This window comes from Microbacterium alcoholitolerans (assembly GCF_050408615.1).
Lineage (GTDB): Bacteria > Actinomycetota > Actinomycetes > Actinomycetales > Microbacteriaceae > Microbacterium.
Window position 1 is genome coordinate 815,511 of record NZ_JBNTKD010000001.1, and the last position, 24,807, is coordinate 840,317.

At 68.0% G+C, this 24,807-nt stretch carries 24 protein-coding genes; 15 read left to right on the top strand and 9 right to left on the bottom strand.

The features are described 5' to 3' along the window. The first annotated feature begins 13 nt into the window (after positions 1–13). From ACQUSX_RS03980 to ACQUSX_RS04015, 8 genes are all read left to right on the top strand, one after another. The gene (locus tag ACQUSX_RS03980) at positions 14–1,330 is read left to right on the top strand and encodes a hypothetical protein (RefSeq protein ID WP_428905665.1); all 1,317 of its coding nucleotides are present in this window, start codon (positions 14–16) and stop codon (positions 1,328–1,330) included. Next, the gene (locus ACQUSX_RS03985) at positions 1,327–2,052 is read left to right on the top strand and encodes a GAP family protein (RefSeq protein WP_428905666.1); all 726 of its coding nucleotides are present in this window, start codon (positions 1,327–1,329) and stop codon (positions 2,050–2,052) included. The genes ACQUSX_RS03980 and ACQUSX_RS03985 overlap by 4 nt, the downstream gene beginning before the upstream one ends. 111 nt (positions 2,053–2,163) lie before the next feature. Next, positions 2,164–3,825, top strand: a complete 1,662-nt coding sequence (locus ACQUSX_RS03990) for a SulP family inorganic anion transporter (protein WP_428905667.1) — start codon at positions 2,164–2,166, stop codon at positions 3,823–3,825. 46 nt (positions 3,826–3,871) lie between these two features. Beyond that, positions 3,872–4,306: a DUF6325 family protein gene (locus ACQUSX_RS03995; RefSeq protein WP_428905668.1), complete on the top strand. Its 435-nt coding sequence runs from the start codon at positions 3,872–3,874 to the stop codon at positions 4,304–4,306. Position 4,307: 1 nt separating this feature from the next. Next, positions 4,308–4,679, top strand: coding sequence for an SHOCT domain-containing protein (locus ACQUSX_RS04000; protein WP_428905669.1), 372 nt, complete (start codon positions 4,308–4,310; stop codon positions 4,677–4,679). Between the two features lie 6 nt (positions 4,680–4,685). Beyond that, a complete protein-coding gene (locus tag ACQUSX_RS04005; RefSeq protein ID WP_428905670.1) occupies positions 4,686–5,357 on the top strand; it encodes a GAP family protein in 672 nt (223 codons plus the stop codon). A 34-nt stretch (positions 5,358–5,391) separates the two neighbouring features. Continuing rightward, complete coding sequence (locus ACQUSX_RS04010; protein ID WP_428905671.1) at positions 5,392–6,006, top strand: hypothetical protein; 615 nt, start codon at positions 5,392–5,394, stop codon at positions 6,004–6,006. Between the two features lie 51 nt (positions 6,007–6,057). Further along, positions 6,058–7,683 carry a SulP family inorganic anion transporter gene (locus ACQUSX_RS04015; RefSeq protein ID WP_428905672.1) on the top strand — a complete coding sequence of 542 codons (1,626 nt, stop codon included), beginning with the start codon at positions 6,058–6,060 and terminating at the stop codon, positions 7,681–7,683. Positions 7,684–7,746: 63 nt separating this feature from the next. On the opposite strand, the gene ACQUSX_RS04020 is transcribed toward ACQUSX_RS04015, so the two are convergent. Next, complete coding sequence (locus ACQUSX_RS04020; protein ID WP_428905673.1) at positions 7,747–10,080, bottom strand: arylsulfatase; 2,334 nt, start codon at positions 10,078–10,080, stop codon at positions 7,747–7,749. A 138-nt stretch (positions 10,081–10,218) separates the two neighbouring features. Here ACQUSX_RS04020 and ACQUSX_RS04025 point away from each other — a divergent pair, with 138 nt between their 5' ends. Both ACQUSX_RS04025 and ACQUSX_RS04030 read left to right on the top strand, forming a co-directional pair. Continuing rightward, positions 10,219–11,889, top strand: a complete 1,671-nt coding sequence (locus tag ACQUSX_RS04025; RefSeq protein WP_428905674.1) for a SulP family inorganic anion transporter — start codon at positions 10,219–10,221, stop codon at positions 11,887–11,889. A 61-nt stretch (positions 11,890–11,950) separates the two neighbouring features. Further along, positions 11,951–14,530: a winged helix-turn-helix domain-containing protein gene (locus ACQUSX_RS04030; RefSeq protein WP_428905675.1), complete on the top strand. Its 2,580-nt coding sequence runs from the start codon at positions 11,951–11,953 to the stop codon at positions 14,528–14,530. Here ACQUSX_RS04030 and ACQUSX_RS04035 read toward each other — a convergent pair. The 6 genes from ACQUSX_RS04035 to ACQUSX_RS04060 all read right to left on the bottom strand — a co-directional run bounded on the left by ACQUSX_RS04035 (position 14,523) and on the right by ACQUSX_RS04060 (position 18,118). Next, positions 14,523–14,699, bottom strand: coding sequence for a hypothetical protein (locus ACQUSX_RS04035; RefSeq protein WP_428905676.1), 177 nt, complete (start codon positions 14,697–14,699; stop codon positions 14,523–14,525). The genes ACQUSX_RS04030 and ACQUSX_RS04035 overlap by 8 nt on opposite strands. A 31-nt stretch (positions 14,700–14,730) precedes the next feature. After that, positions 14,731–15,153, bottom strand: coding sequence for a DUF6325 family protein (locus tag ACQUSX_RS04040; protein ID WP_428905677.1), 423 nt, complete (start codon positions 15,151–15,153; stop codon positions 14,731–14,733). A gap of 22 nt (positions 15,154–15,175) precedes the next feature. Further along, on the bottom strand, positions 15,176–15,568 hold the full coding sequence (locus tag ACQUSX_RS04045) for an SHOCT domain-containing protein (RefSeq protein ID WP_428905678.1): 393 nt from the start codon (positions 15,566–15,568) through the stop codon (positions 15,176–15,178). Positions 15,569–15,686: 118 nt separating this feature from the next. Continuing rightward, the gene (locus tag ACQUSX_RS04050) at positions 15,687–16,505 is read right to left on the bottom strand and encodes a CPBP family intramembrane glutamic endopeptidase (protein WP_428905679.1); all 819 of its coding nucleotides are present in this window, start codon (positions 16,503–16,505) and stop codon (positions 15,687–15,689) included. After that, positions 16,502–17,227 (bottom strand): tRNA (guanosine(46)-N7)-methyltransferase TrmB, encoded by a 726-nt coding sequence (gene trmB / locus ACQUSX_RS04055; RefSeq protein ID WP_428905680.1) that lies wholly within the window; start codon positions 17,225–17,227, stop codon positions 16,502–16,504. Before trmB ends, ACQUSX_RS04050 begins: the two co-directional genes overlap by 4 nt. A gap of 48 nt (positions 17,228–17,275) precedes the next feature. Further along, positions 17,276–18,118 carry a DUF3097 family protein gene (locus ACQUSX_RS04060; protein WP_428905681.1) on the bottom strand — a complete coding sequence of 281 codons (843 nt, stop codon included), beginning with the start codon at positions 18,116–18,118 and terminating at the stop codon, positions 17,276–17,278. A gap of 122 nt (positions 18,119–18,240) precedes the next feature. Here ACQUSX_RS04060 and ACQUSX_RS04065 point away from each other — a divergent pair, with 122 nt between their 5' ends. The 4 genes from ACQUSX_RS04065 to ACQUSX_RS04080 all read left to right on the top strand — a co-directional run bounded on the left by ACQUSX_RS04065 (position 18,241) and on the right by ACQUSX_RS04080 (position 22,414). Beyond that, positions 18,241–20,286, top strand: coding sequence for a TPM domain-containing protein (locus ACQUSX_RS04065; RefSeq protein ID WP_428905682.1), 2,046 nt, complete (start codon positions 18,241–18,243; stop codon positions 20,284–20,286). A gap of 67 nt (positions 20,287–20,353) precedes the next feature. Beyond that, positions 20,354–21,094: a PspA/IM30 family protein gene (locus tag ACQUSX_RS04070; RefSeq protein WP_428905683.1), complete on the top strand. Its 741-nt coding sequence runs from the start codon at positions 20,354–20,356 to the stop codon at positions 21,092–21,094. Positions 21,095–21,152: 58 nt separating this feature from the next. Beyond that, complete coding sequence (locus ACQUSX_RS04075; RefSeq protein WP_428905684.1) at positions 21,153–21,959, top strand: arginase family protein; 807 nt, start codon at positions 21,153–21,155, stop codon at positions 21,957–21,959. Beyond that, the gene (locus tag ACQUSX_RS04080; protein ID WP_428905685.1) at positions 21,956–22,414 is read left to right on the top strand and encodes a Fe-S oxidoreductase; all 459 of its coding nucleotides are present in this window, start codon (positions 21,956–21,958) and stop codon (positions 22,412–22,414) included. The genes ACQUSX_RS04075 and ACQUSX_RS04080 overlap by 4 nt, the downstream gene beginning before the upstream one ends. Here ACQUSX_RS04080 and ACQUSX_RS04085 read toward each other — a convergent pair. Both ACQUSX_RS04085 and ACQUSX_RS04090 read right to left on the bottom strand, forming a co-directional pair. After that, a complete protein-coding gene (locus ACQUSX_RS04085) occupies positions 22,393–22,860 on the bottom strand; it encodes an SIP domain-containing protein (protein WP_428905686.1) in 468 nt (155 codons plus the stop codon). The two genes, ACQUSX_RS04080 and ACQUSX_RS04085, sit on opposite strands and share 22 nt — an antisense overlap. Before the next feature lie 74 nt (positions 22,861–22,934). Then, the gene (locus ACQUSX_RS04090) at positions 22,935–23,639 is read right to left on the bottom strand and encodes a tyrosine-protein phosphatase (protein ID WP_428905687.1); all 705 of its coding nucleotides are present in this window, start codon (positions 23,637–23,639) and stop codon (positions 22,935–22,937) included. Positions 23,640–23,836: 197 nt separating this feature from the next. On the opposite strand from ACQUSX_RS04090, the gene ACQUSX_RS04095 reads away from it, so the two are divergent. Then, a complete protein-coding gene (locus ACQUSX_RS04095; protein WP_428905688.1) occupies positions 23,837–24,742 on the top strand; it encodes an alpha/beta fold hydrolase in 906 nt (301 codons plus the stop codon). Positions 24,743–24,807 lie beyond the last annotated feature (65 nt).

Here is a 24,807-nt window from a genome sequence, read left to right on the forward strand (position 1 = left end):
ACGAATGGGCATCATGAACGAGGTGGACGAACTCCGGCGCCGCATCACCAACCTCGAGCGCGAGAACGAGCGCCTGCGCGCCCCGTCTCAGCCGGTTTCCGGAGGCGCGGCGAGAACGGTGATCGCGGTGCTGCTGATCACGGTCGGCCTGCTGCTGGCGCCCGTCGCGGCACTCGGCACCTGGGCACGATCGCAGCTGGTCGACACGGACCAGTTCGTGGCGACATTCTCGCCGCTGGCACAGGATCCCGCCGTGCAGGCCTTCGTCGCCGACGAGGTGACCACCGCCATCAACGCTCAGATCGACGTGGAAGCGCTGGTCGGCGACGTGTTCGATGGAGTGCGCGAGCTCGGTCTCCCGCCCAGGGCGGAGGTCGCGCTCGGGCTGCTCGAGGGACCTGCGGCTCAAGGCGTGCAGACGCTGATCGCCGACGTCGTCGCGGAGGTCATCGCGTCGCCGGCGTTCGCCGAGGTCTGGGCGAACTCCCTTCGTCTCACCCATGAGCGCGCCGTCGCCGTCATCCAGGGCGACCCGGCTGCGGCGCTTCAGCTTGCGGACGACGGAACCCTCTCCCTGCAGCTCGGCGTCGTGATCGAGAAGGTGAAGGCGGAACTCTCCGATCGCGAGGTCGGCATCGCCGAGATGATCCCGGAGATCGATCGTGACATCCCGATTCTGCAGGCAGATGCTCTCGTGCTCATGCGTGCCGTCTACAACACGGCGGTCGCGGCCGGTTACTGGCTGCCGTGGGTCGTCGCGGCCCTGCTCGTCGCGGGCGTCGCCATCGCGCGACGTCCGCTGCGAGCCCTGACCTGGACGACTGCGCTGTTCGCTCTGGCATTCATCCTGCTCGCCACCGGACTCGGGATCGGGCGCAGGTTCGTCATCGCCGCGGTGAGTCCGTCGCTGATGCCCGAGACTGCGGCGATGGCGCTGTTCACGCAGTTGACGATGCTCCTCCAGTCGACCGCGGTCGCGCTCGCGGTGCTCGGAGCTCTGATCGCGATCGGCTCTTGGCTCGCAGGAACCGCCAGGCCCGCGCGCACGCTGCGGGAGGCCGCGACACGAGGCACCGACGCCCTTCGAGCCGCCGGCGATCGTCACGGCGTCAGCACCGGACGCTTCGGCGAACTCGTCGAACGATGGCGATCAGCCATCCTCGTGTCGGTCGCGGCGATCGGCGCGCTGCTGATCTTCGTGAATCGACCTCCGACCCTCGGCGGCGTCGTCGGGGTGGTCATCGGTGTGGCCGTGGTGTTCGTGATCGTGGAGCTTGTGCGGCGGCCGGCAGCGGTCGCTGTCGTCGGGACAGACGATGAAGTGCCATGACGACCGTACTCTGGACGCTGCTCCCGATCGCCCTCGGGGTGATCGCCAGCCCGATGGCCGTGATGGCGCTGATCGGGGTGCTCCTTTCGCAGGATGCGCGCCGCAACGGGACCTCTTACCTGGCGGGCTGGACGGTCGCGGTCGTCCTGTCGATCCTCGTCTGGTACGTCATCTTCGACGCCCTGGCCGTAGGGGGACCACGCGAGCCGCCGATCTGGGTGCGTATGGTGCACCTCCTGCTCGCTCTCGGACTGGGAGCGGGTGCTGCGCTGACGTACCGGCGCGCTCGCTCAGTCCTCACCCGGATGGCGCAGGCACGTACCCCGGACGAGATCGCCGCTGCGACTCCGCAGCTGCCCGGCATCCTGAAATCGGCCACCCGATTCACGCCGGGTCGTTCCTTCGTCGTCGGCGGAGGGATCTTCCTGCTCAATCCACTCAACATCTCGCTCGTCGTCGCGGCCGCTCTCGAGGTCGCCCTGTCATCGACGTCGACGTTTCAACGCGTGTGGCTGATCACCGGATTCGTGATCGCTGCTGCAGCTCCGGTAGCGATACCAGTCATCATCGTGCTGACTCGCGGACCGCGTGCGGATCCGATGCTGGCGCGCCTGCGCACCTGGATCGCGCGAAACAATGGAATGCTCAGCGCGGGACTTCTGCTCGTCGTCGCCGTGATCCAACTGTGGAAAGCGCTGGACGGCGTGCTCGGAACAGGGTGAAAGACGCCGCCGCGCATCGCCCGCTGCGGGTGAACGGCGCAGCGTCCGAGCAGGCCCGCGATGCCAGCATGAACGCGACCACCAGGTGATCTCGAACGACGGGAGCGGACAGTGCAGCGACCGCTGACGGGCCTGAACCGCTCGAACATCGTGACCGAGCTGCTCGCCGGCATCACTCTGCTCGCGATCGCGATCCCCCTCAACATCGGATACGCACAGATCGCCGGTCTTCCCGCGACAGCGGGCCTGTACGCGCTCATCGTGCCGACTGTGGTCTATGCACTCGTGGTGTCATCGCGGCAGGTCGTGGCCTCCCCCGATGCCGCCGCCGCGGCGCTGGTCGCCTCCTCCATCGGGGGGCTGGCCGCAGCCGGCTCCGAGACCTACGCGACGATGGCGCTCGCCCAGGCGATCATCTGCGGCGTGCTCTTCCTGCTGCTCGCGGTCTTCAAGCTCGGCTTCCTGGCGAACTTCCTGTCAAAGCCGATCCTCGTCGGCTTCGTCGGAGGCCTCGCCTTGGACATCCTGGTCTCCCAGATCGCCAAGATGCTCGGCGTCTCGATCGATTCCGGCGGCGAGTTCGTGGAGAAGGTCGCCGGACTCGTCGGCGGGCTCGGCACGGCCAACGGCTGGTCGATCCTGATCGCGGCAGCCGGTGTCGTCATCCTCCTCGGCGGCCGCCGCCTGATCGCCGCCGTGCCGTGGGCCCTCGTGGTCATGGTGGCGGCCACGCTCTTCGTCGTCGTCGCGAACCTGGACGAGGCCGGCGTGGCTGTACTCGGCGAGGTCCCCGCCGGCCCGCCGGCCCTCACGTGGCCGGTGCTCACCTGGATCCAATGGCTGGCGCTGGTGCCCTCCGCAATCGCGCTGACACTGGTCACCACCGCCGAGGGCCTGCTGGTGTCGCGCGCCTACGGCGAGAAGCGCGGCTACCAGACGAGTCCGAACCGCGACCTGTTCGCGTTCGGACTCGGCAACATCGCCGCAGGGATGCAGGGCAGCTTCGCTGTCGGGTCATCGACGAGCCGCACGGCTGCCATGGACCAAGCCGGCTCCCGTACCCAGCTTCCCTCGCTCGTGCTCGCCGTCGGAACGCTTCTTCTGCTGCTGTTCGGGACGGGCCTGCTCGCGGAGATACCGTCGCCGGCGATCGGCGCGATCGTCGCCGTCGCCATCCTCCCGCTGCTCGGCATCAAGGACTTCGCGCGACTGTGGCGGCAGGACAGATTCGAGTTCGTCATCGGCGCCGTGTGCTTCCTCGTGACGCTGCTCATCGGCTCGATCCCAGGGATCCTCGTGGCCTTCGTGCTCTCACTCGTGAACATCGCCAAGCGCGCCGCGGCTCCAGCGATCGACGTGCTCACCGCGGACGGCGACCCGCAGGCCTCGCTGCTCGTCGATGCACCGCAGGGTGCCATGACCGCGCCCGGCATCGTCGTCGTGCGGATGGCCGCCCCGCTGTTCTTCGCGAACGGCGCCGTCTTCGCCGAGGCCGTGAAGACGGCTGTCACCACGGCGGGCCGGGACGCGGTGCACACCGTCGTCATCGACATGGAGGCGGTCACGGACGTGGATGTCACCGCTGCCGAATCGTTCGAGAGTCTCGCCGACTGGCTCGATGACAACGGCATCCGACTGGCCTTCAGCAGGATGCGCGTCGAGGCGCGCCCGCGACTCGAGCGTCTCGGCATCATCGCCGGTCAGCCGGTCTTCCCCACCAACCGGGCTGCCGTCCGCGAACTCTCCGATCACCCGACCGATTCGGCCCCGTGATCGACATGCACCCAGACAATGCCACCGAAGAGAGGATCAGATTCACATGACCAACTTCCGATACGGGCCGGTCGAGCTTCACCTCGTCGGCTTCGAAGGCGAACGCCCCGACCCGCGAACGCTCGCGGCGCTCAGCGAGCTCCTCGACAGCGGGCTGGTGCGCCTTCTCGATTTCATCATCCTCAGCAAGGCTGAGGACGGCACCGTCTCGATCGTCGAAGTCGAGGAGGACCAGGACGGCTCCGGGTTCGACGAACTCGAGCTCCTCTCGGCCGGCATCGTCGGCGAGGAGGACATCGAAGACTTCGCCGAGCAGATCCCACCGGGTTCCGCGGCGGCGCTGATCGCCCTGGAACTCGCCTTCGTGCGCACTCTCGCCGAGAACCTCGCCGCCGGCGGCGGCGTCGTGCTCCGCAGCGAACGAGTGCCGGCCCCCATCGTCAACGCTCTGCTCGACATGGTCGAGCAGGAAGGAGAATGAGATGCCGTTTCGCAGAATGGGCCGCCCCGGCCTGATCGGACTCGCCGCACGCACGGCCGTGGTCGCGGGTACGGCCTCGGCCGTATCCGGAGGCATGGCTCGGTCGCAGCAGCGCAAGAGCCAGGAGCAGTACGAGCAGCAGCAGTACGAAGCCGCGCAGCAGCAGGCGCAGATCGACGCGGCGGCGCAGCAGGCGGCAGCGCGGTACGCGCCCCCGGGAGCGGCACCCGCTGCCCCGCCGGCGCCGGTCGCTGCACCAGCCGGAGCTTCGACGGATGTCGCCACGCAGCTGCAGCAGCTCGCATCGCTCATGCAGTCCGGAGTGCTCTCCCCCGACGAGTTCGCGGCGGCCAAGGCGAAGCTGCTCGGCTGAGCCGACATGGGCCCTGCAATCGGCCAGGTGCTGCCGCTGGCCTTGGGAATCGCCATCAGCCCGGTGCCGATCATCGCGGCCGTGCTGATGCTGCTCTCTCCCAAGGCTCGAATGACGAGCGTCGGCTTCCTGGTCGGATGGGTCCTCGGCATCGTCGTGGCGACGACCGTGTTCGTGCTGCTGTCACAGGTTCTTCCCGACGAGACGGAGTCAGGTTCCAGGCCGATCCTTGGCACCATCCAGATCGTCCTCGGTGCGGGGCTGCTGGCCTTGGCGCTGCGTCAATGGCAGGGGCGGCCACGGCCCGGCGATGAGCCGCGCCTGCCGAAGTGGATGCACACGGTCGATCGCATCTCCTTCGGCGGCGCTCTGGGTCTCGGTGCACTTCTCGCCGCTGTGAATCCGAAGAACCTGCTGCTCGCGGCGAGCGCCGGCGCGACCATCGGCACCGCGGGCCTTGCCACCGGAGAGGTGGCGGTCACAGTCACCGTCTTCACGCTCCTGGCCGCGTGCACGGTGCTCATCCCGGTGATCGGCTATCTCGTGGCGTTCGCGCGACTCGCCGTGCCGATGGATGCGCTGCGCGTGTGGCTGTCGCGGGAGAACGCGGTGATCATGACCGTTCTCCTCCTCGTTCTCGGCATCGTGGTCATCGGCAAGGGGATCGGCAGTTTGTGACGCTGCCTTGAGTGCGAAGAGGTGAGGACGAGTGATGGCAGAGGAATCAGCATGGCACAGGGCGTTCGACGTGGTGACGGTCTTCGTCCTGTCGATCATCGCCGTCCTCACGGCCTGGTGCGGATTCGAGGCTTCCAAGTGGGGCGGCGAGATGTCGATCGCGTTCAGCCAGGCATCGAGCGCGCGTATCCAGGCGGCCGCAGCCGACGGCGAGGCGCGCGACGCACGGCAGTACGACCTCACCATCTACACGCAGTGGGTCCTGGCCGAGACCGACGGCCGCGAGGAGCTCGTGGCCTTCATCGAGGAACGATTCACGCCGGAGTTCAAGACCGCGTTCGACGCGTGGGAGGCGGGCGGACGGAGCGAGCGCGGCCCGATGGTCATGACCGAGTACGTGCCGCCGGGCACCCGCGAAGCGGAGGAGCTGACCGCGCTCGCCGATGCGAAGTTCGACGAGGCACTCGTGAACAACCAGCGGGGAGATGACTACTCGCTGCTGACCGTGCTTTTCGCCCTCGTGCTCTTCCTCACCGCCATGTCGCAGCGCGACGTCGCTCGCAGCATCCGGCTCTCGCTGCTCGCGCTGGCGGTCGTCGTGGGACTCGCCGGGTTCATCGTCCTGCTCACGTTTCCGGTGAAGATCTGAGGATGCCATGACCCACACGCCCCGCCTGCCATCGTCGCGCGAGCACCCGCGATGACTCCCCCGTCGGCGGTCCGAACCCGCTGGCTGCTGCCCACGCTCGCGGGTTATCAGCGCTCCTCGCTCGCTCCGGACATCGTCGCGGGGCTCGCGGCGGGCGCTGTGGTCGTGCCGCAGGCGATGGCATACTCGACCATCGCGAATCTCCCGGTGCAGGTGGGTCTTTACACTTGCATCCTCCCGATGCTCGTCTACGCACTCCTCGGCGGCGCTCGGGCGATGAGCGTGTCGACCACGTCGACCATCGCCACACTCACCGCGACGACCCTCGTCACCGCGGGAGTGGCGGCAGGTTCCGAGGACGCTGCCGGCACGCTGATGGCGCTGAGCATGCTGGTCGGGTTCGCGCTGCTCGCCGCGAGGCTGCTGCGCCTCGGGTCCCTCGTGGAGAACATCAGCTCCGCGACGGTTCTCGGCGTGAAGATCGGGGTGGGCGGCACAGTCGCAGTCGGGCAGCTGCCGAAGCTGCTCGGTGAGACCTCGAACGCCTCGGGCGAGGGCTTCTTCCGATCGCTCGGAGCGGCTGTAGCCGCGTTCGACAGCGCGAACGGGCCGACGATTGCACTGTCGATCGGTTCGATCATCGTGATCGTGCTCTGCAAGCGCTTCGCTCCTCGAGTGCCCGGCACGCTGTTGGTCGCCGTGGTGGGCATCGTCCTGGTCTGGCTGACCGACCTCGACGAGGCGGGAGTCGAGCTGATCGATCCGGTGCCGTCCGGGCTTCCGGTTCCCGGGCTGCCCGATCTCACCGACGTGGTCGCCCTCATCCCCGGCGCGCTGGCGATCGCTGTGATGGTCTTCCTGGAGACCGCAGCTGTCGCCCGGGGAATCCGGAAGCTGTCGGAACCGCCGATCGATGCGGACCAGGAACTGCTCGCCGTCGGCGCCGCCAACGCCGTCGGAGCATTCTTCACCACCCTGCCGGCAGCAGGCGGCTTCTCCCAGAGCGCAGTCAATCAGAGCGCGGGCGCGAAGACCCAGCTGGCCACCATCGTCACCGTCTGCCTGGCCGTCCTGGTCGCCCTCTTCCTCGGCCCGGTCATCTCGCTGCTGCCGCAGGCGACGCTCGCGGCCATGGTGCTGGTCGCGGTCGCGAGTCTGATCGACGTTCCGCTGCTGGTGCGCTGGGCGCGCATCAGTCCGCTGGACTTCTGGGTCGCCTTCGTCGTCGCAGTGCTCGGGCTCACCGCTGGACTGCTGACGGCCGTGGCCGCCGGAGTCTCGATCACTCTGATCCTCGTCCTCCGAGAGCTGAATGTCCCGCAGCTGGACGTCATCGGAGAACACGGCCCCCGCCTCGGCGTGCATCTCGGCCGCGGCCTCTACACGGCGAACGTCCTTGCCTACAAGCGCGCGATCGTCGAGCTCGTCGCGGCGCGACCAGAGCCGGTCGAGACGCTCGTGCTGGATGTGCGACGACTGTCCGTCATGACCATCACCGTGCTCGACGCGCTCACCGATCTGGATCGCGAACTCGCGGCGACAGGTGTGACGCTGCACCTCGCAGCCCTGCCGAAGAAGGCCGCGACGGTCGCGGCGCGGACGGAATGGTTCCAGACTCTGATGGCGGCAGGTCGCGTCCATGCGCGCGTAGAAGGCGGGCTCACAGCATCGGAATGAACTGATGAAGCAGCGCGCACAGCGGAACCCGAAGTCGACCGCCGGGAGCCGCGATGTGCGTGCCTACTCGCGAGAGAGGAGCGCGGCGGCCTCGAGTTCGAGATCCAGGTACTGCTCCGCGCTGACATCCACGCCGACGCCCAGCAGCTTTCCGCCCGTGAACGGGAACGGATTCGAGTACTGCCTGCTCACCGGGTCGGCGCTGTCCCAGCCGATGCAGAGACCATCGCCGCAGAGTGTGAACTTGCCCACCTGAGCCCGCATCGGTCCCTCGGCTACGACCTGGTCGTCGACGTAGAGCTTCGCGGTGCCGACCGATTCGCCGTGTTCGCCGGCCTTCTCGCGGATGAACTCCATTCCGAACGTGTGCGGCCCCGGCGTCAGCTCTTCCGAGGTGAACGTCTGCTCGGGCGGGATGCCGAGGAAGTTGTACACGTAGGTGAGCCTGTTGTCCTTGATGAACAGCGAGTGTCCTCCGAACCTCGAACCGTGCGCGAACAGCACGCCCTGCGACGCCTCGTCGAGGATGGCATCGGCGACGATCTTGAACGAGCGGCCGCGGACGTTGACAGCCACGCTCTCTGGAACGGCTGCCGTGTCCGGATAATAGACGTAGCGCTCACGCGGCGATTCGGCTTGCGGGCGCTCGACCGTGAGCAGATCACGGGCGGAGCGGTCATCGAGCGGGAGCACGAAGTTCGCCTCGGCCTCCTGGAACCAGGCGGCGATCAGCTCCTTCAGCTTCTCCGGGTGCTCCGCCGCGAGGTCGTTCGATTCCGATCGGTCCTCTTCGACGTTGTACAGCTCCCAGACATCGTTCTCGAAGTCGCCCTTCCCACTCAGGGGCGCGTGCACGGCCGCGGCCTTCCAGCCGTCCTGCCAGATGCCGCGGGTGCCCAGCATCGAGTAGTACTGCGTCTTCTTCTCCGTCGGCGCGTCGGGCGCCGCATCGAAGCTGCCCTTCATGGAAACGCCGTTGAGGGGCTGCTGCCGCACACCCCGGTAGGTCTCCGGCATCTCCAGGCCGATCACGTCGAGTATGGTCGCGACGACGTCGACCGAGTGGTGATACTGATGCCGCAGCTCGCCCTGCGCCCGTATCCCCTTGGGCCAGTGGATGACCATCGGGTCGCAGGTGCCGCCTGCGAACTGCGAGTAGCGCTTGAACATCTGGAACGGCGTCGAGAAGGCCACCGCCCATCCCGTCGGGTAGTGGTTGTACGTGTCGGCGGAGCCGAGCTTGTCGAGCATCGCCAGGTTCTCGGCGAGGTCGTCGGGGTATCCGTTGAAGAACTTGTTCTCGTTGACCGATCCGTCAGGAGATCCCTCGCCGGAGGCGCCGTTGTCGGCGCAGTAGAAGATCAGCGTGTTGTCGAGCTGGCCGGTCTCCTCGAGGTAGTCGACGATCCGCCCGACCTGTGCGTCGGTGTATTCGGAGAATCCGGCGAACACCTCGGCGAATCGTGCGAACAGACGCTTCTCGTCATCGTTGAGCGTCTCCCAGGGGCGCACATGATCGGCCGGGTTCGAGACGTCGTCCGGAAGCGGATTGATGGGTGTGAGGGCGGTCCCTTCCGGCAGGATGCCCTTCTCGATCATGCGCGCGAGCACCCATTCGCGGTAGGCGTCGTATCCGTCGTCGAAGGCACCCCTGTACTTCGCGATGTACTCCTCGGGAGCGTGGTGGGGTGCATGGTTGGCCCCCGGGCAGAACCACATGTACCAGGGCTTCGAGGGGTTCGAAGCCTGCTGGTTGCGGATCATCTTGAGCGCCTGGTCGGCAAGATCCTTCGAGAGGTGATACCCCTCTTCCGGTGTGTACGGCGCTTCGATGAAATGGTTGTCCTCGACGAGGTCCGGATACCAGTTGTTCGTCTCTCCGCCGAGGAACCCGTAGAAGCGATCGAACCCGAGTTGGACAGGCCACATCGACCGGTTGCCGCCCGGCGCGTTGTCCACTTCGGGGACGTTGTGGTCCTTGCCGACCCAGAACGTCGAGTACCCGTTGTCCTGGAGGATCTGTCCGATCGTCGCGCATTCGGCGGGGAGGCGCCCGGCGAAACCGGGGAAGCCGTTCGTGCCCTCCATGATGACGCCGGCGCGATTCACGTGATGGTTGCGCCCGGTGAGCATCGTCGAGCGCGTCGGAGAGCAGAGCGCGGTGGTGTGCCACTGCGTGTAGGTGAGGCCGGACTGCGCGAGCCGGTCCATCGTGGGCATGCTGATCCGTCCGCCGTACGGCGACCACGATGCGAGTCCGGTGTCATCGTAGAGGACGACCAGGATGTTGGGAGCGCCCTCCGGCGCGCGCTTGAGCTCATACGGTTTCCAGTCCGGAACGGAATCACGGACATCGAGCCTGATCTCGCCTGCGAAATCCGAGTTGAATTCCGACATCTTCTCTCCTTCGATCGCGCTGCATCCAGGGGTCGCTCGCGTGGCACAGTATCGCGCTGCACGGAAGCGACCGGCGGTGCTCACCCGCCGTGGGTGAGTGCAGCGGACGCGCGCGCCTGGAGCGGTAGCGTGAGGCAGATGCGGATCGCTCCTAGACGCTGGTTCTCGCGCAAGACGCTCGGCAAAGACCTCGCCGCGGGCGCCGTGCTCGGCGTGGAGAGCGTCCCGGACGGCCTCGCCGCCGGCCTCCTCGCGGGGGTGAACCCCCTGGCGGGGCTGTACGCCTATCTGTTCGGCATGGTGGGCGCCGCGTTCTTCACGTCGAGCTCATTCATGGCGGTGCAGGCGACGGGCGCGATGGCACTGGTCGTCGCGGATGCCGACCTCGAGAGCAGAGCAGATCCGGACCGTGCGCTGTACACACTCGCGATGCTGTCGGGCGCGGCCATGATCGTCGCCGGGCTGCTCCGCGCCGGCCGCCTCGTGAGATTCGTGCCGACAGCCGTGATGACCGGATTCGTCACGGCGGTCGGAGTCAACATCGTGCTCGGTCAGCTGTCGAACTTCACGGGGTACCAGGCGCGGGGCGACAACCGCCTCGCACGGACCGTCGATACGCTGTTCCACGTCCCGCAGTGGAGCCTGTCCGCCCTCATCGTCGGCGCCATCTGCATCCTGATCATCATGTGCCTGCAGCCGACTCGACTCCGCAGTCTCGGTCTCGTCGCCGCGGTCATCGTGGCGTCGATCTGCGGCATGATGCTGGCGCTGTGGGTGGACACTCCGGTGGCCTTCCTGCGCGACGTCGTCGACGTTCCGAGGGGTCTTCCCACACCGGTGCTGCCTGAGATCGATGATGTCATCTACCTGATCGTGCCGGCCTGCTCGCTGGCGTTCGTGGGGATCGTCCAGGGCGCAGGTGTGTCCGCCAGCATCCCGACCGCCGCGGGGAGACCGCGCGCCGACCCGTCCCGCGACATCATCGGCCAGGGCGTCGGGAACGTCGTCTCCGGGCTGTTCCGAGGGATGCCGGTCGGCGGATCGATGTCGGCCTCGGCACTGATCGTCACCGCCGGTGCGAAGACGCGGCTCGCATTGTTCGTCGCCGGCGCCGTGATGGCGCTGGTCGTGCTCGTCGCATCCGATCTGGTCGCGTACGTCGCGATGCCGGCGCTGGCCGGACTCCTCATCGTCGTCGGCATCAGCGCCATCAAGCCCGCCCGCGTGTACTCCGTTGTCAAGACAGGCCCGCTGCAGACTGCTGTGATGGCCGTGACCTTCGCCCTGACGCTGCTGATCCCGCTGCAGTTCGCCGTGCTCGCCGGTGTCGGCCTCGGCATCATCCTCTTCGTCGCCCAGGCCTCCAACCGGGTGCGAGTCCGCGAAGTGCGGATCTCGGCAGACGGCAGGATGCGCGAGATGGATCCCCCTCCGGTCATTCCGCCCTCCGACGTCGTCATCCTGCAGCCGTACGGCAGCCTGTTCTTCGCGAGCGCTCCGATCGTCGAGCGACAGCTTCCCGCTGTCGGCCAGGGCTCGCGGCACTCGGTGGTCATCATCCGACTGCGCGGCACCGACCAGATCGGCCTCGCCCACCTCGATGTCCTGCAGCGCTACGCGCGAATGCTTGCCGATTCCGATTCCGTGCTGAAGCTGGTCGTCAGCGAGAGGCGGCTCCTCCAGCAGATCGACGCTGTGGGCTTGACGGAGATCCGAGCCGACGACATCTACCGCGGCGACCAGTGGATCGGCAGGACACTTCGGCGCGCGTACGCGGATGCGCAGCGCTGGGTGGCTGAGCAGGGCTGACGGGGACACACCGCGCGCCGAGGTTCTTCCGATTCTCGTTTCGCGAAGCTACGTTGTTCGTATGTCGCTGCCCAGCTCGCCATCGCGCGCGGCCAGATGGGCGCGATTCCAGCCGCCGAAGCGGCCGTCGGGGCACGTCGATCGTCCGCGCGTGCAGGCGCTGATCGATGCCACCCTCTCCCAGGAGCGCGTGACCGTGGTGACAGCGCCGAGCGGCTATGGGAAGACCTCTGCGGTCAGCGCATGGGCTGCTTCCAATGCCGGCCAGGTCGCATGGCTCACGCTCAGCGCATTCGACGCCGACCCGCACCGGCTCGGCACCGGGATCACTCAGGCCCTCCAATCGCTGGCTCGCTCCATCGACACCGAGCTGACCGGCATCCTGGACATCGATACGGCTTCGGACGACACCGGCGATACCCTGGAACGGCTCTCGGATGCCCTCGATGGCGCGCGGGAGCCCGTCTACCTGGTCATCGACGATGCGCACAGGGCGAGGGAGGCCCTCAGCGCTGGCCTGCTGGGCGCCCTGATCGACACCGGCCCTGAGCCACTGCGCATCATCATCGTCGGCACCAGCTACGTCGAGCTCTCACTGACTAGGCGGGTGCTGACTCATCCGGAGTCCTGCATCCGCGCCGACCAGCTGGCGTTCGACCTCGACGAGATCACCGGCATGCTCTCCGGCCTCGATACCGATGTCACTCCCGAGATCGTCCTCGAGGAGACGCGCGGATGGCCCATCGCCATCCAGGTGGTGCAGCTGACCGGTGTGCGTCCGATCTCGCGGGACGGCCACGATGACGAGCTCATGCGCGACTACATCCGAGAACACGTCCTCGGCGGCCTGTCTCCCGAGACGGCGGAGTTCGTGCTGCGCACCAGCATCTGCCCGGATCTCACGGTCGAACTCGCCGCAGTGCTCGCGGATCGCGATGATGCGGAGCGGCTGCTCCACGAATGTGTCGCGATGGGACTGTTCCTTGACAGATTCGACACCGATCACGGGCCCGTGTACCGGTGGCACTCGAAGTTCGCGCGCCATTGCAACGAGATACTCGAGCTGCACCAGCCGGGAATGCCCACGGCGCTGCATCGCGCCGCAGCGCGCTTCTTCGAGACCAGCGATCCGCTCACGGCCGTGCTGCACTGGATCGATGCCGGAGATTTCGACGCCGCGGTCTCCACGATCCACTCGCACTGGGTGGGCATCGTGGTGGGAGCGGAGTCGGCGATGCTCGAACGGGTCTGCATGACGCTTCCGGATCCGTACGCACAGGACCCGACCGTGCTGCTGGTGCGCGCATGTGCGCAGGACATCGCCGGAGCGCAGGACGTGGCCAGGCTCCTGCTGGCCAGCGCCGAGGCACGTGCGCAGGCACGCGCCTCGGCCGGCGTGGACGACCCGGCGTTCACGCTGAGCCTGCCGCGCGCGCAGCTGTTCCTGCTCGACGATCGCGCCGAGGTCACCCGCGTCAGTGCGATCGTGCAGTCGCAGATGCAGAACCTCGATCGCGAGAGCGTTCAGGATCACGCCGCCCTGCTCTACCTGCTCGGATGGACGCACATGCGGCACCGCAACGATCCCGAGCGAACCATTCAACTGCTCTCGGCTGCCGCGCAGGAAGCGGAAGCGATCGGCGAGGACGCGCTGCATCGCCGGGCGCTCAGCCACCTCGCGTTCGTCCTCGCCTGGGCCGGAGACCTGAGGCAGGCGAAAGAGCTCCTCAGCCGCCTCGGCGAGCACCTGGACGACGAGGGCTCGTGGCATTCTTATGCGGGCGGGGGCGCTTCGACCGCAGCGGGGTTGATCGCCTACTTCTCCGACGATCTCCCCGGTGCATTCCAGTCGTGCGCGCGAGTGATCGGAAGTGGGAGCGGGAAGCGCACCTTCGCGGGTGTGGCACGGATGATCCTCGCACTCACGGCGGCTGCTTCGAAGGATCCCGAGGCTCGGCGCCGTGCCGGGCTCGAACTGCAGGAACTGCCCCCACGGGAGGCCCAGGGTGTGTCGTGGACGGCATTTCGGCATGCCTCTCTGGCCGCCCTCGCCGAATCCGCCGGACAGCGTGATCGTGCGGTGTCGATCGCCGCACGATACGCCGAATCCGACAACCTGCCTCTGGTGAGCGTCATCCTCGCCGGGATCGTGCGGCGCGCAGGCGATCCGATGACCGCGTGGAAGATGCTCCGCCGCCTTGTCGGCTATCAGAGCATCTCCTACGTCCAGATCGCGACCCTGGCCACGGCGGCGATGGTGCAGCGCCGCCGCGACAATCTCGAGCTCACGCACAGTCTCTGCGAGCAGGCGCTGGAGATCGCCGCGAGGGAGGGTGTGCGCCGTCCGTTCTGCGACGGAGATCTGGAGATGCGTCAGCTGCTCACCGAGCATCTGGCGTGGGGCACCCGCCACGAGGACTTCGTCGCGGGCTGCCTGCGGCCGCAGGAGGCGAACTCGCCGCTCGAGTTGCTCTCCGAACGGGAGAAGGCCGTGTTCGACCAGTTGCGCACGACCAGGACGATGGCTGAGATCGCCCAGGTGCTGGAGGTCTCGATCAATACGATCAAGACGCATCAGCGTGCCATCTATCGCAAGCTCGGCGTGGCCTCCCGTCGTGAGGCGCTGCGCCTGCTCAGCTGACGTGGCCGATGACCCGATTCTTCGCGGCGGTGAACTCGTCGTCGCTGAGTCCGCCGGACTCGTGCAGAAGCGCCAGTCTCTCCAGCTCGATCGAGACGCCCGGTATCGCCCGCGCTCGACGTGTGAGCGCGATCAGCCCGGGGCGTCCGGCCCGGCTCAGCGTGAGCATGATGTCTCCCTCCGGTCATATCGGTTGAAGGTCAGAGATCGGCCGAGAGCTCCACGATCGCATTCGCGACCACCGCCGGAATCTGCTCCGTGCCGATCACCGCGGCACCGGCCTCCGCGAGCTGAGCCTCCAGCGTGCGGGACCAGACAGGCTCGAAGGCGATCACCGCGGCGGATGTGCCGCGAGGCATGCGGTCGGCCAGGGTGCTGAGGTCCTCGTAACCGGCGAGCCCGCATGCGCTGAGGTCGATCCCGGCGAGCGCATACTCCTCGCGATCGACTTCGGTTATCGTCACTTCGTCATCCATCGACTTCGCCAGGACGACGAAATCGATGAGCCGGACGGTGCCGGCATCCACCTGTGCTGCCAGCGCCGCCAGGAATGCCGGCGTGGGATTCTCGGATTCCAGCGCGATGATCGTGAGCTCGACAGGACCGAGCGTGAAGGGCTTCATCGCGACCCCGTCCGTCCGATGGCTAGGCGAGCGCCTTGGCCTTGAGCTGAGCGAACTCGGCATCGGTGATCACACCGGATGCGAGCAGCTGCGATGCCTTCTCGATCTGCTGAGCGGGATCCGAAGCCGACCCCGCGACATCGCGGATGTACGCATCGGACGCTGCCCGGTCATCGAGATAGGACTTTCGCGAGCGCTCGCCCATGCCGCTGCCACGGGCGATCAGGTATACCAGCACCGTGAGGAACGGCACGAAGACCAGAAACAGGATCCAGATGGCTTTCGCCCAGCCGTTCAGCGTGTGGTCGCGGACGATGTCCATCAGCACGGTGAACAGCGCCAGCAGGTACGCGACGAAGATGTATGCCCAGAACATCCACCAGAAGATGGACCAGAGGGATTCCCAGAATGACATGTGGCTACCTTTCCTCGTGACGATCACGTCGGTAGCATCGTGGCACCTCCCCCGCACCCGCAGCGCGGAACTCATCCTGCGGGGGTGAGGCAGCGAAAGTCTGGCCCCACCGCGCTCGTCACACCAGGAAGATCGGCAGCAGGCCCGGGTTGTGGGCGTGCACCAGCACGGCGAACACGACGGCGTCGAAGAGCAGATGCACCGTGACGACGTAGGCGAGCGAGTGCGTGCGCAGGAAGATCCAGCCCTGCAGCAGAGCGAACGGGATCGTCAGCGCCGGCCCCCACTCGCGGTAGCCCAGCTCCCACAGGAACGACACGAAGACCACGGCCTGCAGCAGGTTCGCTGTGACGTTCGGCATGTGGCGGCGCAGCAAAGCGAACACGGTGCAGATGAAGAACAGCTCGTCCCAGATCCCGACTGCGCCGACTCCGACGAAGAGCCGCGCGATGAGGTCGGGATCGTCCACGACCGGCCAGTTCTGGTAGACGCCGCTGGTGATGAAATAGAACGGCAGGATCAGCCACCCGAGCACCAGCACGGCCACCAGCCAGCCCCACTGCCATGCGGCCCAGCGCTTCCGCGTGCGCCACGGGAAGGAGATCGCCCGGTCGCGGAACACGAAGCGCGACACCACGTACGGCACGACGACAGCACCGCCGAGCGCGAGCGTGAAGCGCAGCATCGCCAGGTTGTCGAGCTGCGCCTCGAGCGAGATGGCGTGCACGATCAGCATCCCGAGACCGATCAGTGAGAGATCGCGAGTGAGGGAAGGGTCGGATGCCAGCATCCGACGCCTCTCGATCAGCGCGGCGCACCCCACTCCGGCGAGCAGCAGCGCCCACCCCGCCCACGTCCAGGCGAGCACGAAGAACGCCGGTGCCGCGGCGCAGACGAGCGACGCGGCGAGGATCGTTCCCGCGCCCCCCTTCGTCACGCGCGAGGAACCCGGCGGTAGGTCAGGTCGCGGATCTCCCGTCCTTTCGCGATGCCCTTGCGCTCGAAGGCGGTCATCACGCGTCCGTCGAAGCGCTCGGCCCACTCCCCCTCGAACGCTCGCTCGAACTCGGGCGCCTCATCGAGCACCTCGCGCATCTGCAGCGCGTAGTCCTCCCAGTCGGTGGCGAGACGCAGCATCCCGCCGTCCTCGAGCGCCCTGGCGGCCGTCGCAGGGAAGCCGGGACGGATGAGTCGGCGCTTGACGTGGCGCTTCTTGTGCCACGGGTCGGAGAAGAAGATCCACACTTCCGAGGCCGAGGCCTCGGGAAGGTAGGTGGAGAGCACCTCAGGGGCGTTCGCCTCGACCAGGCGCAGATTGCGGATGCCGGCGGCATCCGCATCCAGCATGGTGCGCGCGAGTCCCGCGCGGAACACCTCGACGGCGAGGAAGTCGACGTCGGGTCGAGCGGATGCCGCTGAGATGATCGCGTGGCCTTGACCCGAGCCGATCTCGACGATCAGCGGGGCGGTGCGCTTGTAGGCGGATGCCGGATCCAGCCGCGCCTCGGGGTGCACCGAGGTGAACGCGACGTCACGGGGAACGTCGAGCAGGTAGAGCGGGGAGAGCTCGGCGAACGCGCGCTCCTGCCCCTCGGACATGCGACCGCTGCGGCGCACGAACGAGACCGGCTCGTCGCGGAAGGTGCGTGGTTCTGGCATCCCTCCAGGGTAGCCGGGCGCTGCGAACGACGGATGCGGCCCCTGGGTTCAGTGGGCGTGGGGATCGGTGACGAAGTCGATCAGCTCTTCGACCCGGCCGAGCAGGGCCGGCTCGAGATCGCGGAATGTCGTCACGCGCGAGAGGATGCGCTGCCACGCGCGGGCGATGTCCGCCTGCTCCTCGGCCGGCCAGCCGAAAGCCCGGCAGATGCCGGTCTTCCAGTCGGTGCCGCGCGGGATCTGTGGCCAGGCCCGGATGCCCATCGCGGCGGGCGTGATGCACTGCCAGACGTCGATGTACGGATGCCCGACGATCTTCAGGTGAGCGCCGTGCGGCCCGCGCATGATCTGCTCGACGATGCGGGTCTCCTTCGAGCCCGCGACCAGATGGTCGACGAGCACGCCGTAGCGGCGCGTCGAGGTCGGCGGCGCTTCGGCGAGCAGCTCGTCGAGCTTGTCGATGCCCTGCAGGTACTCGACGACGACGCCTTCGACGCGCAGGTCGGCACCCCAGACCTTCTCCACGAGCTCGGCGTCGTGGCGGCCCTCGACGAGGATGCGGCTGGGCAGCGCGGTGCGCGCGCGGTCGTCGGCTGCGGCGAACGATCCGGATGCCGTGCGCCGGCGCCCGTGCTGCGCACGCGATGGCACCACCAGACGCACCGGCCTGCCATCGATCATGAAGCCGCCGCCGAGCGGGAAGCTGCGCCGGCGTCCCTTCCAGTCCTCCAGTTCGACCATGCCCGATTCGATCCTGGTCACGGCGCCGCAGTAGCCGTCATCGGCCACCTCGACCACGAGATCCTTGGTTGCCGCAACGTCGGCCGCCTTCACCGCGCCCCGCTCCCGCCACCCGTCGGCGAGAACGTCAGTCCCGTATCTGTCGTCCATGCCCTCAAGCGTATGTGCCTGCGCTGACGGCGAACGCAGAACCGCCAGCGGATGCTGTCGCGCGTCGGCGGCAGTGCATAGACTCGTCACACGGGGGCGTGGCTGCCGGTGGAGGGAACACTATGCGAACACGGTGGCTGACGCCTGTGGCGGTGCTGCTGGCGGCGATGATCGGAGCGTTCACGGCGTCCGCCGCCTGGGCCACGGATCCGCTCCAGCTCGACGCCGGGTACGTCACGGATGCCGCGGGCGTCCTCTCCTCCGATCAGGAAGCAGCCGCCGAGGCGCGTCTGCAGGAGCTGACCGAGAACTCCTCCGCGGACCTCTTCGTCGTGTTCGTCGATGAGTTCACCTCGCCGTCCGATCGCATCGAGTGGGCCGACACGGTCGCCGAGCAGAACAACCTCGGTCCCGAGCAGTACCTGCTCGCGGTCGCAGTAGACCAGCGCGCGTACTACATCTCCGCGGCTGCCGGCGGTCCGCTAAGCGACGGCCAGCTGGATGCCATCGAGGAGAAGATCCAGCCGCTGCTCGCACAGAGCGATTGGAGCGGAGCGATCGCGCTGGCCGCCGACGAGATCCAGGGCGACGGCGGAGCCGGCATGCTGCGCATGGTGCTGGTGCTGGCCGCGATCGCGGTGGTCGCACTCGTGATCTGGCTGATCGTCAGGACGGTCGCGAAGCGGCGTCGAGAAGCAGCCATCCGCGCCAGGGGCGCGATGCCAGCCACTCCGGACCCGAACGACCCGTTCTCCACGCTCACCGACGAGCAGGTCGAGGCCCAGGCAGGGTCCGCGCTGGTGCGTGCCGACGACGCGATCACCTCGAGCAGAGAGGAGCTCGGCTTCGCAATCGCGCAGTTCGGCGATCAGGCGACCGAGGGCTTCACGCAGGTGATCGAGGCCGCGAAGGCGAAGATGTCCGAGGCCTTCGACCTCAGGCAGAAGCTCGACGACGAGATCGAGGACACCATCCACGATCGCCGTGCATGGCACATCCGCATCATCCGGCTGTGCGAGGAGATCAACGACGTCCTCGACGACAACACCGAGGCATTCGATGAACTGCGTGCGCTGCAGCAGAACGCCCCCCAGGAGCTCGAGCGGGTCCGCGGCGAGCGGGCTGCCCTCGATGCGACTCTCGCCGAGGCAGCGCCGGCCCTGGCAGCGCTGACGGCGCAGTACGACGCGGACGCGCTGAGCACCGTGGCAGACAACCCGACCCAGGCCCAGGAGCGCGCAGCGCTGGCCGATCGCGCCATCGACGCCGCCGCGAAATCCATCGCCTCCGGCGAGACGGGGCCTGCAGCCTTCGCGATCCGCACCGCGGAGCAGTCCGTCGCGCAGTCCGCGCAGCTGATCGAGGCGATCACGACACTCGGCAGCGAACTCGAGTCCATCGAGACCCAGGCGCACGCGCTGATCGCCGAGCTGCAGACCGACATCGCGACGGCCGGCACGCTGCCGGACACTGGTGGCACGCTGGCCGCCGCCGCGGCGGCCACCCGGCAGCAGCTGCAGCGCGCGCAAGCCGACCTCGAAGGCTCCGGGCGCAGCCCGCAGCGCGCGCTTGAGGCGCTCACCGCCGCCAACAGCCAGATCGATGCCGCGCTGGCCGCCGGTCACGAGGCTGTCGCGAGGGCTCAGCGCCAGAAGGATCTGCTCGCGCAGACGCTCACCCAGGCGAACTCCGAAGTCCGCGCCGCACGCTCGTACATCGAGACGCGGCGCGGCACGGTCGGATCCTCCGCCCGCACCCGCCTGTCGCAGGCCGAGGCGGCGCTGAACGAGGCGATCGGGCTGCAGACGGCGGATGAGGCCGCTGCGCTGACCGCGTCGAAGCGCGCGCTCGAACTCGCCCGCCAGGCGTCGTACTACGCGCGCAGCGACGTGGACGCGTACAGCCGGCAGATGAACCAGGATGTCAGCTGGGGCGGCGGGGGTCTCTTCGGGGGCTCGATGAGCGGCTCCGGCGGCTCGGGCCTCGCCGGCGACATCCTCGGGGGCATCATCGGCGGGCTGCTGGCCGGCGGCGGTTCTTCCGGCCGCAGCTCCTCGCGCAGCAGCGGCTGGCGATCCAGCGGGGGCGGCGGATTCCGCAGCTCCGGCTTCGGTGGCGGTGGCGGCCGAAGCGGTCGCTCCGGCCGTTCCGGAGGTGGTCGCTTCTGATCAGCTCCCGCTTCATCCACGCAGACACGACCACCGACCTCCACAGTCCCTCTGAAAGGAACAACCTATGACCAAGCAGTCCATCTTCGGGCGCATCTCGACCCTCGTCCGCGCGAACATCAACTCGCTCCTCGACTCCGCCGAGGACCCGCAGAAGATGATCGACCAGCTCGTGCGCGATTACACCAACAACATCGCCGAGGCCGAGTCGGCCATCGCCGAGACGATCGGCAACCTGCGCCTTCTCGAGCGCGACCACCAGGAGGACATTCAGGCGGCGAAGGACTGGGGCAACAAGGCCATCGCGGCGAGCCGCAAGGCCGATGCGCTGCGCGGCTCAGGCAACGCGACGGATGCAGACAAGTTCGACAACCTCGCCAAGATCGCCCTGCAGCGCCAGATCAGCGCCGAGCGCGAGGCGTCATCCGCCGAGCCGCAGATCGCCACGCAGACCGAGATCGTCGACAAGCTGAAGTCCGGCCTGAACGGCATGAAGGACAAGCTCGGCGAGCTGAAGACCAAGCGCAGCGAGCTCCTCGCCCGCGCGAAGGTCGCCGAGGCTCAGACCAAGGTGCAGGATGCCATCGGCTCGATCAACGTTCTCGATCCGACCAGCGAGCTAGGACGCTTCGAGGACAAGATCCGCCGCCAGGAGGCACTCGCCCAGGGCAAGGCGGAGATCGCCGCCTCGTCGCTGGATGCTCAGTTCGAGAGCCTGGAGGACCTCGGTGAGCTCACCGAGGTCGAGGCTCGCCTCGCCGAGCTGAAGGCCGGCGGACGCCCGCAGGCCGCTCTCGAAGCAGAGTGATTCCGGAGGGCGGGGGCCGAGCGGCTCCCGCCCTTCCTCTCTCGCCACGGAGAACCTCATGACCCGATTCCTCATCACTCCGCAGTGGCAGGGCTCGCCCTCCGCGCGTGCGATGCTGCTCGTCGACGGTGCTACTGCCATCTGCGGCGATCTGCCGCGCAAGGACACCGTCACCCTCGACGTCCCGCTCGAGGCCGGCGAATCGCTTGGGACCGGAGTGCACCGGCTGAGCTCGCTGCTGCGAGTGCGCGAACTGGTCCGCGAGGCGATGGCGCACTCCGATCAGACCGCCGTGATCATCGGAGGCGACTGCAGTGTGAGCGTGTTCGCCCTGTCCGCGATCGACGCCTCGGACGTCGCCGTGCTGTGGTGCGACGCGCACGGCGACCTGCATGACCCGAGTTCCTCTCCCTCCGGCGCGTTCTCGGGCATGGCGCTGCGAGCGGTGCTCGGCGAGGGCGAACCGCAGCTCGCGCTGTCGCCGGGCATCCCTCGTAAGCGGGTCGTCGTGCTCGGCGCGCGAAACATCGATGCACGCGAGGAGGATGAGCTCGCAAAGCTGACGAGTCTCAGCTCCGCCGACGTCGATGATGCGGATGCCGTCGCCGCGGCGGTCGAGGCGACGGGGGCCGCCCGCGTCTGGGTGCACATCGACGTGGATGTGCTCGATCCCGCCGAGCTGGCCGGCGTCTCGGACGCCGCGCCGTTCGGCGTCGGTGCGGCCGCGCTGGTGGCCGCGATAAGGAGAGTGCGAGAGCGGATGCCGATCGCCGGCGCCACCATCGCCGGATTCGCACCGCGCCAGGTCGAGGACGCCGTGCACGACATGGGTGCGATCCTGCGTCTGATCGGCTCGGTGGCGTGAGCGACGAGTGGCGACTCGAGGCCGAGCGCATCCTGCAGCGCGGACGCCGCTTCGACCGGCGGATCCCGTCCTTCCTGCTGCGCTCCCCCATCAGCCGTGTCGGCTACTGGTGGGGTACAGCGGTCGGCTGGGTGTGGGGTTCGCTGTGGAGCACCGGCCCTGTCGAGCGGCGCGAGGGTCTGTGGGTGTTCCGCGGCATGCCGAAGACGACCTTCATGCGCGGTGGCGTCTGCGTGGGCGGGTGCTTCCTCACCGGTGATGCGAGCCCGTCAGATGCGGTGCTGCGGCACGAGCGGGTGCACAAGGCGCAATGGCAGCGCTATGGCTTCCTGATGCCGGTGCTGTACTTGTTCGCGGGAAGGAACCCTCTGCGTAATCGGTTCGAGATCGAAGCAGGGCTCGAGGACGGCGGATATGTGCGCCGGCGTCCGGGTCAGCGGACGAGCAGCCCGTAGCGCGCCGGTGCGTGGATCGACGCGGAATCGAGGCCGTGCCGCTCGGTGAGGTGATCGACGATGTCGGCTGTGCTCAGGTAGCCGCCCAGCAGTGTCGCCTCGGTGCGCAGCGTCGACTCGATCTCGTCGCAGAGCATCTCATCCGCCCAGGCCACAGCCGCACGGGTCAGCGCTTCGCCGGCTGGCAGCCGTCCGCGGCCGGACCGCGAGCGCGGCAGCCATGTGATGGTCATTCGCGGGGGCGCAGTGATGACACTGACATCCGCCGGCTCCGCGACCTCGATGAACACGCGTCCCACCGCGCACAGAGGCAGGGTCGTCAGCAGCGCCTCCAGCTCGGCGAGGGAATTCTCGTCGGCGGTGATGAGGTGCTGAACCTGCGGGCGGCGCGCGGCCCGGCGGGTGCCACGCGCGGCGCGGGTGCCGACGACGTCAATGGTGCTCATGATGAAACGAGTCTACACCCAACCAAGGCATGCCTTACCTTCCTTGCCTGGGAGCCGATGCTCGCAAGGCGGTCTCACTCCACGAGGCCGCGGCGCAGCGCGTCCAGTTCGACCCCGGTCATCCCTGCGCTTCTGAGGTACTCCGCAGCCGAGCCGAAGCGGTCGTCGATCTCGGCGAGCAGCGCGGCCATGACGGGCGCGGGCGACTCGGTGGCGAGCTGGATCGCATGACGGGAATCCGGCATGTTGGCGCGGAAATAGTCCACGACGGCACGCGTGCGCTCCTCCGGCAGCTGCGACGCCGTGAGCGCGTAGTCGGCGACGACCGCGTCACGATCGGCTCCGACTGCGCTCAGCGCCAGCGCGACTGTGACACCGGTGCGATCCTTGCCCACCGTGCAGTGCACGAGCGTCGGCTCACCCGCAGCGATGATCCGCACCGCCTCCGCGAGCCTGTCGGCCGAGTCGTCGATGAGCTGACGGTACATGCCCGCGAGATCGATGTCGTCAGCGAAGAACGACGCGGTCGACCCGAGGAACAGCGGGACGCGCGCCGTCGGAACGTCTGTCAGCGCCGAGGGCTCGGCCCGCACCTCGGCGTCGTCACGCAGATCCACGACGCGCCGAACACGCTCACGCAGCATGCGGTCGCCCTCGGGAGTCAGTCGCGCGAGCTTGCCTGAGCGCAGCAGCGAACCGGTGCGAACGCGGGACGCGCCGACGGGAATGCCGCCGACATCGCGCAGGTTGGTGACCCCGGGGATGCGGATGACGTTCATCGGGTGACCCGGGATCCCGGCGGCGTTCTCATTCCTCCAGCCTAGGCGACCTGAGCCGAACGGCCCCGGCGGCCGCGAGTGCACTTGACCAAGCCCGCAGGGAACATATCTTCCATTTCGCTGCATATTACGCGCTAGAACTTGGCAACCTGATCCCGCATTTCCCGCTTGACCCTTTCCGATAGGAGAATATCGCCGTGGCACACGACACCAGCGAGTTCCGCTACCTTCCTGCGCAGGCCGACGCGCTGGGCACCTCGGCACCTGCAGTGCAGCGCATCTCCATGCAGCTCGCCGACGGGCGCATGCTCAGCGCCCTGCGCTTCGGCGACGAGGCGCCCGAGGTGACGGTGCTGCACGGCGCCGGCCTGAACGCGCACACCTGGGACTCGGTGCTTCTCCTGCTGAACCGACCCGCGCTGGCCATCGACCTCGCCGGGCACGGCGATTCGACATGGCGCGAAGACGTCGACTACTCCCCCGCCACCCTCGCCGCCGACGTCGCGGTCGCGATGTCCGCCTGGACGACGCAGCCGCAGGTGCTCGTCGGACACTCCCTCGGCGGTCTCACCGCCGCGGTGCTCGCGGCGCAGCATCCGGATCTCGTCCGCGAACTCGTGCTGGTCGACATCGTCCCCGGCCTCGACACCGACGCCGCACCCGCCATCCTGCGCGAGTTCTACCAGGTCACCGACTTCGAGTCGCGCGAGGCCGCCGTCGAGCGCGCCGAGGCCTTCGGGTTCGGCGGCAGCCGAGCCGACACCGAACGCGGCGTCCATCTCAATACGCGCGTGCGCGATGACGGGCGCGTGGAATGGAAGCATCACTTCGCGCACATCCTCGGTCGGGCCTTCGATGCGCTGAAGGGCACCGGCCGCGACGAATCCGCCGACCCGTGGGCACCGCTCACGACCGTGACGGCACCGGTCACGCTCGTGCGCGGAACGCATGGCTTCCTCCAGGACGCCGACGTCGCCGAGTTCTCCCGCAGGCTTCCTGCGGCATCCGTCGTCGTCGTCGACGCCGGCCACAACGTCCAGGAGACCCAGCCGGCGTCCCTCGCCTCGATCGCCGCCGAATCCCTGACCCGACACCGCCGCTGACCCGCGCGGCGCACGACACCTGACACAGCATCCTTCGAGAGGACGAACCTTGCGTTCCAGAATCA